Annotated in this window: 16 protein-coding genes; 7 read left to right on the top strand and 9 right to left on the bottom strand. The window is 61.3% G+C overall.

Annotation, left to right across the window (positions count from 1 at the left end):
• The first annotated feature begins 10 nt into the window (after window positions 1–10).
• Window positions 11–640, top strand: coding sequence for a Vgb family protein (locus BLW70_RS21045; protein ID WP_074877226.1), 630 nt, complete (start codon window positions 11–13; stop codon window positions 638–640).
• Between the two features lie 16 nt (window positions 641–656).
• On the opposite strand, the gene BLW70_RS21040 is transcribed toward BLW70_RS21045, so the two are convergent.
• Both BLW70_RS21040 and BLW70_RS21035 read right to left on the bottom strand, forming a co-directional pair.
• Entirely contained in the window at window positions 657–1517 is an 861-nt protein-coding gene (locus tag BLW70_RS21040; protein ID WP_074877225.1) for a CAP domain-containing protein, read from the bottom strand.
• A 198-nt stretch (window positions 1518–1715) separates the two neighbouring features.
• Window positions 1716–2606: a DMT family transporter gene (locus BLW70_RS21035; protein WP_074877223.1), complete on the bottom strand. Its 891-nt coding sequence runs from the start codon at window positions 2604–2606 to the stop codon at window positions 1716–1718.
• An 83-nt stretch (window positions 2607–2689) separates the two neighbouring features.
• Between BLW70_RS21035 and BLW70_RS21030 the strand changes: the two genes are divergently transcribed.
• Entirely contained in the window at window positions 2690–4021 is a 1332-nt protein-coding gene (locus BLW70_RS21030) for an aminotransferase-like domain-containing protein (protein ID WP_074877221.1), read from the top strand.
• A gap of 54 nt (window positions 4022–4075) precedes the next feature.
• Here BLW70_RS21030 and BLW70_RS21025 read toward each other — a convergent pair whose 3' ends face one another.
• Window positions 4076–4864 carry an alpha/beta hydrolase gene (locus BLW70_RS21025; RefSeq protein WP_074877219.1) on the bottom strand — a complete coding sequence of 263 codons (789 nt, stop codon included), beginning with the start codon at window positions 4862–4864 and terminating at the stop codon, window positions 4076–4078.
• 85 nt (window positions 4865–4949) lie between these two features.
• On the opposite strand from BLW70_RS21025, the gene BLW70_RS21020 reads away from it, so the two are divergent.
• The 3 genes from BLW70_RS21020 (at window position 4950) to BLW70_RS21010 (ending at window position 7709) form a co-directional block, all read left to right on the top strand.
• Window positions 4950–6236, top strand: a complete 1287-nt coding sequence (locus BLW70_RS21020) for an NTP/NDP exchange transporter (protein ID WP_074877217.1) — start codon at window positions 4950–4952, stop codon at window positions 6234–6236.
• Window positions 6223–7167: an aldo/keto reductase gene (locus BLW70_RS21015; protein ID WP_074877215.1), complete on the top strand. Its 945-nt coding sequence runs from the start codon at window positions 6223–6225 to the stop codon at window positions 7165–7167. The genes BLW70_RS21020 and BLW70_RS21015 overlap by 14 nt, the downstream gene beginning before the upstream one ends.
• A 170-nt stretch (window positions 7168–7337) precedes the next feature.
• On the top strand, window positions 7338–7709 hold the full coding sequence (locus tag BLW70_RS21010) for a nuclear transport factor 2 family protein (RefSeq protein ID WP_074877212.1): 372 nt from the start codon (window positions 7338–7340) through the stop codon (window positions 7707–7709).
• A 44-nt stretch (window positions 7710–7753) separates the two neighbouring features.
• Here the strand turns inward: BLW70_RS21010 and BLW70_RS21005 are convergent, their stop codons facing one another.
• Complete coding sequence (locus tag BLW70_RS21005; RefSeq protein ID WP_074877210.1) at window positions 7754–9145, bottom strand: aldehyde dehydrogenase family protein; 1392 nt, start codon at window positions 9143–9145, stop codon at window positions 7754–7756.
• A gap of 100 nt (window positions 9146–9245) precedes the next feature.
• Here BLW70_RS21005 and ptrR point away from each other — a divergent pair, with 100 nt between their 5' ends.
• Entirely contained in the window at window positions 9246–10130 is an 885-nt protein-coding gene (ptrR, locus tag BLW70_RS21000) for a putrescine utilization regulator PtrR (protein ID WP_046046804.1), read from the top strand.
• A 13-nt stretch (window positions 10131–10143) separates the two neighbouring features.
• Here the strand turns inward: ptrR and BLW70_RS20995 are convergent, their stop codons facing one another.
• From BLW70_RS20995 to BLW70_RS20985, 3 genes are all read right to left on the bottom strand, one after another.
• The gene (locus BLW70_RS20995; protein ID WP_074877208.1) at window positions 10144–10605 is read right to left on the bottom strand and encodes a MarR family winged helix-turn-helix transcriptional regulator; all 462 of its coding nucleotides are present in this window, start codon (window positions 10603–10605) and stop codon (window positions 10144–10146) included.
• Between the two features lie 133 nt (window positions 10606–10738).
• Entirely contained in the window at window positions 10739–11179 is a 441-nt protein-coding gene (locus BLW70_RS20990; protein WP_074877206.1) for an Ohr family peroxiredoxin, read from the bottom strand.
• Between the two features lie 97 nt (window positions 11180–11276).
• Window positions 11277–11729: an Ohr family peroxiredoxin gene (locus tag BLW70_RS20985; protein WP_074877204.1), complete on the bottom strand. Its 453-nt coding sequence runs from the start codon at window positions 11727–11729 to the stop codon at window positions 11277–11279.
• A gap of 236 nt (window positions 11730–11965) precedes the next feature.
• Between BLW70_RS20985 and BLW70_RS20980 the strand changes: the two genes are divergently transcribed.
• The gene (locus tag BLW70_RS20980; protein WP_074880726.1) at window positions 11966–12973 is read left to right on the top strand and encodes an Ldh family oxidoreductase; all 1008 of its coding nucleotides are present in this window, start codon (window positions 11966–11968) and stop codon (window positions 12971–12973) included.
• A 141-nt stretch (window positions 12974–13114) separates the two neighbouring features.
• Here BLW70_RS20980 and BLW70_RS20975 read toward each other — a convergent pair whose 3' ends face one another.
• Both BLW70_RS20975 and BLW70_RS20970 read right to left on the bottom strand, forming a co-directional pair.
• Window positions 13115–14695: an aldehyde dehydrogenase (NADP(+)) gene (locus BLW70_RS20975; RefSeq protein WP_074877202.1), complete on the bottom strand. Its 1581-nt coding sequence runs from the start codon at window positions 14693–14695 to the stop codon at window positions 13115–13117.
• A gap of 113 nt (window positions 14696–14808) precedes the next feature.
• The gene (locus BLW70_RS20970; protein WP_059402454.1) at window positions 14809–15726 is read right to left on the bottom strand and encodes a dihydrodipicolinate synthase family protein; all 918 of its coding nucleotides are present in this window, start codon (window positions 15724–15726) and stop codon (window positions 14809–14811) included.
• Window positions 15727–15763 lie beyond the last annotated feature (37 nt).

The following is a 15763-nucleotide window of genomic DNA, read 5'->3' as shown; positions in this document are numbered from 1 at the left end:
GAATGCCAACATGAAACAGTCAGCAGCTCAAATCCTCCGTGAATATGGACCCTTTGCCGGTGTCGACAAGGTGCATGGCGTCACCTGGGACGGTCAGCACGTGTGGTTTGCCACCGGCGACAAACTCAATGCCCTGGACCCGGCGAGCGGCAAGACACTGCGTTCAATCGATGTCGCCGCCCATGCCGGCACCGCCTTCGACGGCCAGCACCTGTTCCAGATCGCCGAGAATCGCATTCAGAAAATTGACCCGCAGACCGGCCGTGTACTCGCGACAATCCCGGCGCCTGGCGAGAGTGACTCAGGGCTGACGTGGGCGGAGGGAACGTTGTGGGTCGGCGAATATCGGGATCGCAAGATCCATCAGATCGATCCCGAGACCGGCGCGATTTTGCGCACCCTTGAATCCAACCGCTTTGTCACCGGGGTGACCTGGGTCGAGGGCCAGCTGTGGCATGGCACCTGGGAAGAAGACGAGAGTGAGTTACGCCATATCGATTCGACCACTGGCGAGGTGCTGGAGAGTGTGAAGTTGCCGGCCGGCGTCGGGGTGTCGGGACTTGAATCGGATGGCGGCGATCAGTTTTTCTGCGGCGGTGGTGGCAGTGCAAAGGTGAGGGCGGTGCGGCGCCCGAAATGAGGCGCCGCGCAATCACTCAAGGCGCGCCAAACAACATTGTCCAATAAACGCCTCGATCACTGCGTGCGTCAGTGGCATAGGCTGCACCCATCTGGGTAAACATCGGGTTCATCAGGTTGGCGCAATGCCCCGGGCTGGCCAGCCAGCCCGACATGGCCTTGCTCGGTGAGCCTTGGCCGGCAGCGATGTTCTCGCCGATCTGCCGGCCACGGAAACCTGCGGCTCTGGCCCGGTCCGCAGGCATGTCACCGTCGGGGTCCTGGTGGGCGAAGTAGTTGCCGTAGGCCATCGCCTTGCTGTGCCCTTGCGCCGCTGCGCCCAGGGCTGCGTTCCAGGCCAATGGCCGTGCGGCGCCGAAGCGCTGACGACCGCAGAGGCGCGGTTTTGAACGTGCCGCATTGACCTGGGCCAGCAACGCTTTGCTGACGGCTCGCGTATCACCCGCGCGACTGTCCAGCACGGGCTGCGCCAGCACCACCTGCCACTCACTCCGGGCGCGGCTGACGCCAATGTCGGCATATTGAGTATCGAGCAATGCCCCGCAGTAATCGCTCTGGAGCATGTCGAAGGCCTCATCGGCATCCTGCGCACCGACCACGCGAATCGTGCGCACGGTCACCGCCTGATAGCCCGATGCCTTCAATCGATCGCGCAAACCGCCGCCATAGCCGATCGGTAAGGCCAGGTTCGACTTCAATGCCAGCGGCGTTAACGCTCGCCCCGCGCGCCCCAAGCAGCGATCGGGATGAGCGCGGTAGTCGTTGATGGCTTCCACCAACTGCCTTTCGGCACCGGCGTGGGCGGGGTTGGCGAACAGGGAAAGCAAAGGAATGAAACAGAGCGAGGCAACGCGAAAAGACAGGCGGGGTTGGCGCATGGATGAATAGCTCTGAGCGGGCAAGTGGAATTCACGGCTCGGCTATGACTGGCACTTCAATACAAGGTTCACGGACGAAAGAGACATATTTGCGCTGGGATCAGCGCGTCCGCCAATGAGCAGCCGCTGGCCAGCGGGCTAAAGAAGAATGCCAGCGCGCCAGTGGCGGAAACTGGCAGCAACGCTTGTCGCGCCCACTCACTTCGAAAACTTTCGTGCCCCGGCCACGCAAAGGATCACCGCGACGGTAACCCCCAGCATGCCGATGCTGACGTGCTCGTGAAGCAGCGTGGCCGCCAGCGCCAAACCAAAAAACGGCTGCAGCAGTTGCAACTGGCCGACGGCGGCAATCCCCCCTTGGGCCAGCCCGCGGTACCAGAACACAAAACCGATCAGCATGCTGAAGATCGATACGTACGCCAGGCTGAACCACGCCGACGTAGAAATTCCCGAAAACGAAGCCGGAGCCATGAACCAGGTCAACGGGACCATGACGGGCAGCGACAGCAGCAACGCCCAGGAAATCACCTGCCAGCCGCCCAGGGTTCTTGAAAGCTTCGCCCCTTCGGCATAACCCAGCCCGCAGGCGAGGATGGCCAGCAGCATGAGGATGTCGCCGGTCGGCGAAGCGGTCAGGCCCTGAGAGAGCGCAAACCCCACCACCAACGTGCTGCCCAGCACCGAGAAAAACCAGAACACCGGCCGTGGTCGTTCCCCGCCGCGCAACACACCAAACACCGCAGTGGCGAGCGGTAACAAACCAACGAAGACGATGGAATGCGCCGACGTCACGTACTGCAACGCCAACGCCGTCAGCAGCGGAAACCCCACCACAACGCCCATTGCCACGATCGCCAAAGGCATAAGCTGATGCTTGGCGGGGCGTTTTTCTTTAAACAGCACCAGCATGCAAAGCGCCAGGAGCCCGGCAATCGCCGCTCGGGCAACGGTCAGGAACACCGGGTCGAATTCCAGCACGGCCAACCGGGTGGCCGGCAGCGAGCCGCTGAAAATCAGCACGCCGATGAACCCGTTGAGCCATCCGCTCGCGGTCTTTTCCGTCATTGGGTTTTGCAGGGTCCGTTCCATTTCAAGGCACTCTGAATTTGCAGAGATCCATCGTATGAGCGACGATCACTACAATCAAAAAATTGTCATGGATACATCTCGACATGCCTCGCTCACGATACAAGTCATTAGTGGATGCTTTGGCGGCTGACATCCGCTCAGGCCGATTGTTGCCGGGCACGCGTTTGCCGACGCATCGGCAATTGGCGGCGAAAGAAGGGCTGGCGCTGGTAACCGCCAGTCGCGTCTATGCAGAGCTCGAAGCCATGGGGCTGGTCAGCGGCGAGACAGGGCGAGGCACGTTCGTGCGGGAAACGTCGTTGCCGCCGGGCTTGGGCATCGACCAGAAAAGCGTGGCCGTGGGCATGACCGACCTCAACTTTAACTATCCGTCCCTGCCAGGGCAGGCAGAACTCTTGCGAAATGCGCTGCGTCAGCTCGCCTCGGGCGGTGATCTGGAATCCCTGTTGCGCTACCAGCCACACGCCGGGCGCCTGCATGAGCGCGCCTCGGTGGCGCGTCATCTGCTCGCCCGAGGCCTGACGGTGGAGGCCGAGCAAGTGTTGATGGTCAGTGGCGCCCAGCATGGGCTGGCCGTGACGATGATGGCGCTGCTGCAACCCGGTGATGTGATTGCAGCGGATGCACTGACCTATTCAGGCTTCATCGTGCTGGCCGAAGCCTTGCACCTTGAAATCGTGCCTATTCCCGTGACCGAACAAAGACCTGATCTGGAGGCGCTGGACAGCCTGTGCCGGAATCGCCGCGTGCGGGCGGTGTACTCGATGCCGACGCTGCACAATCCACTGGGGTGGGTCATGAGTGCCCATCAGCGCGATTTGCTGGTGACCATCGCGCGCAAGCATGACTTGCTGATCATCGAGGACGCCGCCTATGCCTTCCTTGCCGAGAACCCGCCGGCACCGATAGCGCAACTCGCCCCCGAACGGACCGTCTACGTTTCAGGGCTTTCCAAGAGTGTGGCCACTGGGCTGCGTGTAGGTTTCGTCGCCGCCCCGATCGAAAAAGTGCCCGCGCTGGAGCGCACGATCAGGGCGACCACCTGGAATACCCCAGGCGTGCTGACGGCCATCGCGAGCACGTGGCTCGACGATGGCACCGTCATGCAACTGGAAGCGGAAAAACGCCAGGATGCGCAGGCCAGGCAAATCATGGCCGCAGAAGTGCTGGCGGGCCTTCCATGTATTCGCCACCCGTCGTCGTATTTTCTTTGGCTGCCTTTGTCTGAAGATGCGAGGGCCGACCAGATCGCCGCGGCCTTGCTGCGGGAAAAAGTCGCGATTTCAACCGCTGAGCCGTTTGCCACTTCTGCCCATGTACCGCATGCGATTCGCCTGGCGCTGGGGTCCGCTGAGATGGGCGCACTGCGGGAGGCGCTGGAAAAAGTGAAGTGGGTGATTGGGGCTTATTCATAGCCCGAAGTCGCCCGTCGCCACCTGTTTTGAAAAGTACAGTCGGCTACTGGCCACTCACAACCCGTCGCCCAGCACCTTGAGGTACTCGGGGCTCTCGGATATCGAGTTGTGCCCCGTACCCGGTATGACCTTCAGCGTTGCCACCCCTTTGGCGAAATGTGTGAAGAGCCGCTCGGTGCTGGAGCGCGGTATCACTTCGTCGTGCTCCGCCGCGATCAACAGCGTCGGCACCGTGATGTGGGCGGCGTACTTCCAGGATGCAAAGGTGTCCTTGAGCAACCACTTCACCGGGAAGATGGGGAATTGCCGTGTAGCGAGTTCTTCGACACTGTTGTAGGGCGTGATCAGCACCAGACGTGCCGCCGGGCGCTGACTGGCGAGGCGCACGGCGACGCCCGAGCCCAGGCTGCGACCGACCACCGTGATGTGCGGATGGGTGGCATAGACCAGGTCAAACAAGGTCAGGGCGTCGCGCGAAATCATCTCCTCGGAAGGCGATCCGGAACTGCCGCCGTAGCCTCGGTAGTGCATCAAGTAGACGGCGTGATCGGCAAAGGCTTCGGAAAACGAAGGCAGGCTTCGGGAGACGTCCTCGGCATTTCCGCCGAAATAGATCAATGCTTTGGCCCCCTCGTGCGGCCTGACGGACACCAGCACCTGCGCGTCGTCGACCGACAGCGTGAGCAGCGTTGCCGAGGTGCCGATGGCGCGGGGTTGCGGGAAGTAAATGAGTGCGCGCTGGAACACGAACAGCGCAGCGCAGAGCGCCAGATACACGACGGCGATGATGACGACGATTGACACCAGGATTCGTGGCATTCGGCTAACTTTAGTGGGCGGCATTGACGGCTCTGGCCGAAAGACGGCGATCGCTTGATTGCTGTCAGAGTGTAGTAGACCGCTTGCGCGACGCACCGGGAGGGCTCCAATGCCCATCGCTGTGAAATGGCTCAACGTCCTGCCGTCGGAAAGAGCGGCGCTGAGGCTGGGTTTCGCCTTCCATTTCTGCGTGCTGGCCAGCTATTACCTGGTGCGACCGCTGCGCGATGCCTTGGGCCTGGAAGGCGGCGCCGACAAGTTGCAGTGGCTGTTCACGGCGACCTTCGTGGTGATGCTATTGATGGTGCCGTTGTTTGGCGCATTGGTTTCGCGGTTGCCGGCCACTCGTTTCGTGCCGTTGATCTATCGGTTGATCGCTTTGTCTATGCTGGTGTTTGGCGTGTTGATTGCCAACCACGTTGCGCCGGTGGCGGTCGGCCGGGTGTTTTTCGTCTGGATCAGCATCTACAACCTGTTCATCGTCTCCATCTTCTGGAGCGTGTTGGTGGATCGGTTTTCCAGCGAACAAGGGCGGCGGCTGTTCGGCTTCGTCGCGGCCGGAGGAACGCTGGGTACGTTTATCGGGCCTTTGTTGGCGGCGACCATGGCCACCCGGTTTGGCCCGGTGGCATTGACCCTCGCCGCCGCAGTGCTGCTGGAAGTTGCGGTGCGCTGCTACCGGGCGCTGCTGTCCCGTACCGAAGCGCAATCCGGCCGTCGGTCGCTGGCGGACCGGCGCATGGGCGGCGGCATGCTCGCCGGCATCACCCTGATTCTGCGCTCGCCGTATCTGCTGGGGCTGGTGCTGTTCATGCTGTTGCATACCAGCGCAGCGACCTTGTTGTATTTCGAACAGGGACGAATTGTCGCTGGTAGCTATGCTGATGTGGCCAGCCGGACGCAATTCTTCGCCGTCGTCGATTTGATCGTGTCGGCGCTGACGTTGGTCTTGCAGTTGCTGTTGACGGCGCCGTTGATCCGCTTGATTGGCATCGGCGGGGCGCTGGCAGCCTTGCCGTTGGCGACTATCGTGGCGTTCGCCGCCATGGCCCTGGCGCCCGTGCCGGCAACCGTGGCGCTGGCGCAGGGGCTGCGCCGTGCGGTCGAGTTCGCCATCGTGCGGCCAGCGCGGGAAGTGCTGTGGACCGTGGTCAGCCGGGAAGAAAAGTACAAGGCCAAGAATGTGATCGAGACCTTGGTGTATCGCGGTGGAGATGCCGCCAGTGGCTGGTTATCCGCCGGGTTGACGGCGCTGGGAGCGGGCTTCGGTCTGGTGGCGCTGGTGATCGTGCCGTTTGCCGGGTTGTGGGGCGGGTTATGCGTGTGGCTGGCCAGGCAGCAGGCGCAAAGGGCTGACAGCAAAAATGTGGAAGGACAATTCCATGAGCCACACTGATGGGTACTCGCGTCGAAAAATACTCACACTGGCTGCCGGTGCTTCGGCGGTTTTCACCTTCGATCCAGCGTTTGCAGCATTCACGCCGTCGACCGAAACAGGAGGCAAGAACATGCTGACCCGGGCCATTCCATCCAGCGCCGAACTCCTACCGATTGTCGGGTTGGGCACGTATCGCGGTTTTGATGTCGAGCCTTCAAGTCCGGACTACAAGCAACTGCCTGCGGTGCTGCGTGCGTTGTTCGAGAAGGGCGGGAAGGTGATCGACAGTTCGCCCATGTACGGCCGCGCCGAGCAGACCACCGGTGAACTGTTGTCGGTGCATGAGCCGCGCTCGCCGGCCTTCCTGGCCACCAAGGTATGGACCCGTGGCCGCGAAGAAGGCATCGCGCAGATGGAACAGTCCTTCAAACTGTTGCAGACCGACCGGATCGACCTGATGCAGATTCACAACCTGCTGGACTGGAAAGCCCATTTGCCCACGCTGCGAAAATGGAAGGAAGAAGGGCGCATTCGTTACATCGGCATCACTCATTACACGGCGTCGGCGTATGACGAGGTGGAAGCGGTGCTCAAGGCCGAGCCGTTGGACTTTTTGCAGATCAACTATGCCCTGGACGATCGCGGCGTCGAGAAACGTATCCTGCCGCTGTGTCGCGAGCGGGGCGTGGCGGTGATCTGCAATCGGCCCTTCGGCGGCGGTGATTTGCTCGCCCGTTTGAAGGGCAAGCCACTACCGGGTTGGGCTGCGCAAGTGGGGGTCAACAGCTGGGCACAACTGGCGCTCAAGTTCCTGCTGACGCATTCGGCGGTGACCTGCGTGATCCCCGGCACCGGCAACCCGCGTTACATGGCGGAAAATGCTGGTGCCGGTTTCGGTCCGATGCTGACGGGGGCGCAGCGCGAGCAGTTGATTGATGTGGTGGGTTAAACGAATTGTCGAGGCTTGTCAGGTATTGTCCGAAGGCTATCTGCAATGCCCCCCAACATCATAGTCGCCGTCCGGGAGGGTTAAGCGCGCGGTGCTAGACTTTCAGGGTGGAATAGACGATCGAACAACCTGATCCGGCGGTGCGAGGACGAGAACGCTGGAGGTATGACATGACGACTCAATCGCTGGCTAAAGAACACATCAACGTGGTGGTCCGCAATTATGTGGAAGGCATGGTGTTCGCCGATGAAGCCTTGCTGCGACAAGCCTTTCATCCTTCTTGCCGCATCATCGGCCATTACGAAGACAAGCTTGAATGGTTAACCCTGGAGGAGTTTATCGGCGCGATCAAGGCCGAAGGGCCGGCACCCAAAGAGGTCAAACCGTTTTGGGAAGTGCAAAGCATCGATATCACGGGCGATGCCGCCGCGGTAAAAGTCATTGATGAATATCTCGGCATGCGATTTACCGATTACCTGTCGCTACTGAACATCAACTATCGCTGGATGATTGTGAACAAGCTGTATTACCTGAACGAATAGCGCGCGAGCCGGGAGCCCAAAGGCTCCCGGGTATCGTTATGCAATCAGCGCCGATCCAGCCACACCGTCTGGGCATTGCAGAATTCGCGCACACCGAAATGCGAGAGCTCACGGCCAAACCCGCTTTTCTTCACGCCGCCAAAGGTAACGCGCGGATCGGAGGCGCAATAGCCATTGATGAACACACCACCGGTTTCCAGTTCATCGGCCATCTGCTCGGCAAGCTCGACGTTGCGTGTGTAGATGGTTGAAGCGAGGCCGAACTCACTGTCATTCGCCAGTGCCAGAGCATGGGCCGCATCGCGTGCCGTGATGATCGAGGCCACCGGGCCAAACAGCTCCTGTTTGAACGAGGTCATCTGGTCGGTGACATCACCGAAGACCGTGGGCTCGTAAAAGTTGCCAGGGCCTTCAGCCTTCTTGCCGCCCATCAACAGCGTCGCGCCTTCTTCCAGGGTGTCGCGCACCTGTTGATCCAGTTCATCACGCAGATCAAAGCGAGCCATCGGACCGATGTAAGTGTCGCCGGCCAGTGGATCGCCGACCACCAGTTTTCGCGTGGCTTCGACGAACTTGCGCGTGAATTCCTCGACGATGCCTTGCTCGACGATCAAGCGTTTGGCTGCCGCGCAAACTTGCCCGGTGTTCTGGTAGCGGCCAATCACGGCGGCTTTGACCGCTTCGTCGAGGTCGGCATCATTAAGGACGATGAACGGATCGGACCCGCCCAGTTCCAGTACGCACTTCTTCAATGCAACGCCGGCCTGCGCGCCGATGGCCATGCCGGCTCGCACACTGCCGGTGAGGGTGACTGCCGCGATGCGCGGGTCGGCGATCGCGGTGGAGACGCCGTCCGGCGTGACATTGATGACCTCGAAGACACCTTCAGGGAAGTCGGCCTGCTTGAAGGCCTCATGCAACAGATAGGCGCTGCCCATCACGTTGGGCGCATGTTTGAGCACGTAGGTGTTGCCGGCGATCAACGCTGGAACGGCGCCGCGCAGGACCTGCCAGATCGGGAAGTTCCACGGCATCACGGCGAGAATCGGGCCGAGCGGGCGGTATTCAATGCGCGCCTTGCCGCCTTCCACCAACGTCGGTTCCGCGCTCAGCATCGCCGGGCCGTGTTCGGCGTACCACTCGCAGAGTTGCGCGCATTTTTCGATTTCGCCGCGCGCCTGAGTGATCGGCTTGCCCATTTCCAGGGTGATCATGTTGGCCATCGCGGCGGCGTTGCCGCGCAATGCTCCAGCCAGGGCGATCAACAACTGCGAGCGTTGATCAACCGGTTTGCTGCGCCAGGCGCGGTACCCGGCAGCGGCGCGGGACAGGGCGGCATCCAGTGCCGATGCGGATTCGAAAGGGTAGTGGCCGATCTGCTCGCCGTTGGCGGGGTTGATCGAAATGGCATGGGTGAGGCTGGAAACTTGGGTCATGGCACCGTCCTGCGAGGTGGGGATGCGCTCAGGTTACGGTGGCGATTGTTTTCTGGAAACTGAATAATACTGAGCATAACGTTCACGTTTGGAGAATGATTTGGATCTGGTACAGCTGGAAATTTTCAAAGCCGTCGCCGAGCACGGCAGCATCAGCGCGGCGGCTCAGCACATCCACCGGGTGCCGTCGAACCTGACGACGCGGATCAAGCAGCTGGAGCTGGATCTGGGCGTAGACCTGTTTATCCGCGAGAAGAGTCGCCTGCGTCTGTCGCCGGCCGGCTGGAGTTTCCTCGACTATGCCCGGCGCATTCTCGATCTGGTCCAGGAGGCTCGCGCGACCGTGGCGGGCGAAGAACCGCAGGGATCGTTTCCGCTGGGGTCACTGGAGAGCACCGCTGCGGTGCGTATCCCTGAGCTATTGGCTGCGTATAACCAGAAGCACGCCAAGGTCGAGCTGGACCTGTCCACCGGACCTTCGGGGACCATGATCGACGGCGTGTTGTCGGGACGACTGGCGGCCGCGTTTGTCGACGGGCCGGTGCTGCACCCGGCATTGGAGGGCGTGCCGGCGTTCGAGGAAGAAATGGTGGTGATCGCACCGCTCAACCATTCCCCGATCCATCGTGCGCGGGACGTCAATGGCGAAAACATCTATGCCTTTCGCTCCAATTGCTCCTATCGACACCACTTCGAAAGCTGGTTCGCCAAGGACGCGGCGGTGCCCGGCAAGATTTTCGAAATGGAGTCCTATCACGGCATGCTCGCGTGCGTCAGCGCCGGTGCTGGTCTGGCGCTGATGCCCCGCAGCATGCTCAACAGCATGCCCGGATGCACCACGGTGAGCGTCTGGCCGCTATCGGAATCGTTCCGCTATTTGCGCACCTGGCTGGTGTGGCGCCGGGGGACGGTGTCGCAAAGCCTGACCATGTTTGTACGCTTGCTGGAGGAGCGCGGGGTGGTGCGGGATGAAGCGGTGCGCTAGTGCACACGCCGGCTCATTCCCCGGCTTTCGTCGACTTGATCAGATTGCCGCGCAACTTCACGATCGCCTTCTGCAGGAGCGCGAACTCGTCGAGCGTCAGGCCTGTCGCGTCGGCGAGGCCCATTTCCGGTTGGCTTTCGCGCAGCTGTCGACCGTTCTTCGTCAGGCTGATGCGCACCTGGCGCTCGTCCTCGGGATCGCGCTGCCTTTGCAAAAAGCCCATCGCTTCCAGCTTCTTCAGGATCGGGGTCAGCGTGTTCGATTCCAGAAACAGCTTCTCGCCCAGGCTGCCGACGGTCTGATGGTCTTCCTCCCATAGCGCGACGATGGTGATGTATTGCGTATAGGTCAGCCCAAGCTGCTCGAGTATTGGCTTGTACGCCTTGCCGAAGGCCAGGTTGGTGGAATAGACCGCAAAACACAGAAATTCGGAAAGCTTCAGGTTGTCGGGGACGACGTTGTCGGTGGGTTTCATGTACATCCTCGTTGGCCAAAGACGAATGGCTCGCAAAAAAGTGAAATATAACTCGTGTGCGATTGTATCGGCATGACTCTAACTGAGGTAGCAACCGGTTCGACGGCGAAAGTCGAACCGGTCGTACGTTGCATCACGCGGTCAGGGCGTTGATGACCACGTTGATATTGCCGCGCGTTGCCTTCGAGTACGGGCAGATTTGGTCGGCGGCGTGCGCCAGCTCCGTCGCGACATCTTGCGTCAAGCCTGGCACGCGAAGGGTCAGCCGGGCCTGGAGGAAGTAGGCCGGGCCGGTTTGGCCCAGATCGACCTCAATATCGATGGCCAGATTGGGCGGCAGTGTCACCTGCATATTTTTCGCCGCCAGTTCGACGGCAGCGGTGTAGCAGGCCGACCATGCGCCGGCGAAAAACTGCTCTGCAGTGGGGTGCGGCACAATGGCGGCGAACTCGTGTGCCAGCCGAGGGTTTCCAGGCGACGAGAGCTGCATGGCGAGGCCGCGGGAAGAGTTGTTACCGTCGCTGAATGTGGTGTGGGTTTTGCCTGTAGCCAGGACTTTTTCAATCTTGTTCATGGTTGTGTCCTCAATATTTGGTAGGGGTTGTGATTCGTATGCGCTTAAAGCGTATGCGATATATATGGCGCACTTGAATGCCGATCGAAGCGGTGCGTCAAGCCGTGAGGACGTTCAGGGCCACGTCAATGTTACCCCGCGTCGCTTTTGAGTACGGGCAGATTTGATCGGCGGTGTGCGCCAGTCTCGTGGCGATATCGTGGGACAAACCCGGCACCCGCAGGGTCAATCGAGCCTGTAGGAAATAGGCTGGACCGGTCTGACCCAGATCGACTTCGATGTCGACAGACAGATCCGACGGCAGCACCACATTCATCTCACCGGCCACCAACCCGACGGCGGCGGTGTAGCAGGCCGACCAGGCGCCGGCGAACAGTTGCTCGGCAGTCGGGTGCGGCTGGGTGGCTGCAAACACGTGGGCGGGCTTGGCGATGCCGGGTGTCGACAAGGTGATGTCGAGGCTGCCGTCATGGCCGCGCGAGGTAGTGCCAGCGTGGCTGACGGTGGTGTGGGTTTTGCCGGTGGCCAGTACTTTTTCGATCTTGCTCATGGAATGAATCCTCAATGTTTCAATAGGTGCGGCTTGTGTGTCGTATACGTTTGTATCGTATGCGATTGAAATAATACTCGCGCAGAGCTCAATCAGTGTCAAGGGGCGGTGGCAGGTCCAGCCGACGAATGGCTTATTGGCGGGATATGCCGAATTCGTCGTCGACCGGGCTTAAAGCGATCAAGCCGTGGCGTCAGGAATGGGTCAGTCTGAACGGTCTGTCCAAGGAGTTGACGATGAAACGACTGTCCCTGGCCGAAGCTCACGAGCTGGCCGAATCGATCTTGCTGCACAACGGTTTCAACCTTGCCCACGCTCAGGCGGTGGCCGCCACGGTGATGGCCGGCGAGCGCGATGGCTGCGCCTCCCATGGTTTGTATCGGGTATTGGGGTGTGTGAATTCGCTCAGGGCCGGCAAGGTGGCGGCCGATGCCGAGCCACGGGTGATCGATCAGGCCCCGTCGATCGTGCGGGTCGATGCGGCGGGTGGTTTCTCCCAGTTGGCGTTTCAGGCGGGTCTGCCATTGCTGCAGGAGAAAACCCGGGCAAACGGGATTGCAGCTCTGGCGATCAATCGCTGTGTGCATTTTTCCGCCCTGTGGGTCGAGATCGAGCAGCTCACTGCTGCCGGCCTCGTAGCGCTGGCGTGTAATCCCAGCCATGCCTGGGTCGCGCCGGCGGGGGGCAGTCAGCCGGTGTTCGGCACTAATCCCATTGCGTTTGGCTGGCCGCGTTTGGGCAAGGATCCGTTTGTGTTCGACTTCGCCACCAGCGCGATTGCCCGTGGCGATATCGAGTTGCATCGACGTGCCGGCAAGGCGATTCCCGAAGGTTGGGGCGTCGATGCAGACGGGCAGCCGAGTACTGATGCGAACGTGGTACTCGATGCCGGCGCGATGCTGACGTTCGGTGGGCACAAGGGTTCGGCGCTGGCCGCCATGGTGGAATTGATCGCCGGGCCGTTGATTGGTGACCTGACCAGTGCCGAATCGTTGGCGTACGACGCGGGCAGCAAATCGTCGCCGTACCACGGCGAGCTGATCATCGCCCTCGATCCGCGACGCTTTCTCGGCGAGGCCACCGAGCAGCATCTGGCCCGTGCCGAAGTGATGTTCCAGAGCATACAAGGGCAGGGCGCGCGCTTGCCGTCGCAACGGCGTTACGAGGCGAGAGCGCGCAGCCTGGTGGAGGGCGTGCAGATTCCCGAAGCCTTGTACAACGACTTGAAAGCCCTGCTGGATTGAAGAAACGGAGGGCAACCAACCCCCCTGTGGGAGTGAGCCTGTTCGCGATGGCGGCGGTACATTCAGCACTGCTGCCAACTGACCCACCGCTATCGCGAGCAGGCTCACTCCTACAGGAGGTCGCTACTCGATTGAGTGGTTTTACAGCGGTTCGCGGTGGCTATTGCCATCGACCAGACGGGCAATGCCCAGCGAATTGGCATTTTTCAGCGCGTCGGGCAAGAGCGCATCCGGGCAGTTCTGATAGCACACCGGGCGCAGGAAACGCTCGATGGCCAGGCTGCCGACCGAGGTGCCACGAGCATCGGAGGTGGCCGGGTAGGGCCCGCCGTGTACCATTGCATCGCAGACTTCGACGCCGGTCGGGTAGCCGTTGAACAGCACCCGGCCGACTTTCTGTTCAAGCAGCGGCAGAAGTTCGCCATGGGTTTGCAAGTCACCGGCTTCGGCAATCAGAGTGGCCGTGAGTTGGCCGTGCAAACTCTGCAATGCCCGTTGCAGTTCGGCCTTGTCGGCCACTTCTACCAACACGGTAGTCGGCCCGAAAACTTCTTCCTGCAACAGCGGATCGCCACTGAGCAACAGGCTGACGTCGGCCTTGAACAGCTGCGGCTGGGCCTGCTTGCCCTGTTGTTCGTGGCCGGCCAGGTGGCTGATGTGCGGATGCGCGTGCAGCGCCTGCACGCCCTTGACGTAGCTGGTTAACGTCCCGGCATTGAGCATGGTTTGCCCCGGCTGGTCGGCCATTGCCGCACTGAGTGATTCAACAAATGCGCTGAACTCGGGGGAGCGAATGCCGATTACCAAGCCGGGATTGGTGCAGAACTGCCCGCAACCGAGCACCACTGACGCGGCGAGTTCACTGGCGATTTTCTCGCCCCTCAGTCGCAGGGCTTCGGGCAGCACCAGCACCGGATTGATGCTGCTCATTTCGGCGAACACCGGAATCGGTTGAGGCCGTGCAGCGGCCATGTCGCAGAGGGCACGACCGCCCTTGAGCGAGCCGGTAAAACCCACTGCCTGGATCGCCGGATGCTTGACCAACGCTTCGCCGACACCCGCGCCGTAGATCATGTTGAACACACCCTTGGGCATGCCGGCTTGCTCGGCGGCGCGCAGGATCGCATCGGCCACGAGTTCAGCAGTCGCCATATGCCCACTGTGGGCCTTGAACACCACTGGACAACCGGCGGCCAGGGCGGCAGCGGTGTCGCCACCGGCGGTGGAGAACGCCAACGGGAAATTGCTCGCACCGAACACCGCGACCGGACCGACGCCGATCCGGTACTGACGCAAATCCACACGTGGCAGCGGCTGACGGTCGGGCAAGGCGCGGTCGATACGCGCACCGTAGAAATCGCCACGGCGCAGGACCTGAGCGAACAAGCGCATCTGACCGCTGGTGCGGCCGCGCTCACCCTGAATGCGCCCGGTCGGCAGCGCCGTCTCACGGGTGACCAGGGCAACGAACTCATCGTCCAGCGCATCCAGTTGCGCGGCGATAGCCTCGAGGAATTCTGCGCGGCGGCTCGCCGGCAAATTGCGAAAGGCCGGGTAGGCTGCCGCCGCGGACTGGGCAGCGGCGTCCACTTCCTCAACGGTGGCTTGCGTGAACGAGTAGGGCAGCGCTTCACCGGTGCTGGCGTCATGGCTTTGCACGGTGATGTTGCCGACGGCACTGCGTGCGCCGCCGATGTAGTTGTGGCCGATGATGTGGGGCATGGAAAACTCCCGTCGAAATGGGGGCAAAGGGAAAGGCGCGCCGGACACAAAACTGTGGCGAGGGATGGTGGGGCCGGCGCTGCGATCCGCGATGGCCCCCGCCCGGCAATCACTCAGAGACCGACGTCCGGCAGTTCCGGACGATTGGCCAGGGCCTTGGCCATGATCTGCTCGACGAAAACCCGATCGGCTTCCGGCAGGGCCAGGCGTGGAGGGCGAGTCAGGGCGCTACCGCGACCGGCGATGGCTTCGCACAGCTTGATGCACTGCACCAGGTCGGCACGGGCGTCGAGGTGCAGGATCGGCATCAGCCACTCATAGATCGGCATGGCTTCGGCGAAGCGACCGGCCTTGGCCAGGCGGAAAATGGTTTCGCCTTCTTTCGGGAACACGTTGGACATGCCCGAGACCCAGCCTTCGGCCCCCACGGCGATGCTTTCCAGCACCACGTCATCAAGGCCGGCGAACAGTACAAAACGGTCGCCCACTTCATTGCGCACGTCGATAAAACGACGGGTATCGCCGGAGGAATCCTTGAAGCACACCACGTTGTCGCAATCGGCCAGGGAAATCAGGATGTCCGGGGTCACGTCGTTTTTGTAGATCGGCGGGTTGTTGTAAACCATCAGCGGTACGTCGGCGTTTTTCGCCACGTAGCGGTAGTGCTCGGCGGTCTCGAACGGCTTGGAACCGTAGACCAGCGCCGGCATCAGCATGACGCCGTCGACGCCGACCCGGCGCACTGCGTTGGCCACCTTGGCCGCTTGAATGCTGGTGAATTCGGCCACACCGCAAATCACCGGCACGCGACCACGGGAAGCGTCGACCGCGACTTCGGTCACGGCGATTTTTTCTTCGGCGCTCAGCGAGGTGTTTTCCCCCACCGAACCACACACCACCAGGCCCGACACGCCGTCACGGATCACGTTGGAAATCACCTGATGGGTTTTTTCCAGGTTGATGGAGAAGTCGTCGTTGAATTGAGTGGTCACCGCTGGGAAAACACCACTCCAGTTAATGCGCTTGCTCATTGTTGCCTCCGGTTTGTTAATTGTATTTCGTATACGA

It is taken from the genome of Pseudomonas frederiksbergensis (assembly GCF_900105495.1).
In the GTDB taxonomy this organism is placed as follows: domain Bacteria; phylum Pseudomonadota; class Gammaproteobacteria; order Pseudomonadales; family Pseudomonadaceae; genus Aquipseudomonas; species Aquipseudomonas frederiksbergensis.
This window is presented reverse-complemented; position numbering and strand designations above follow the sequence as displayed.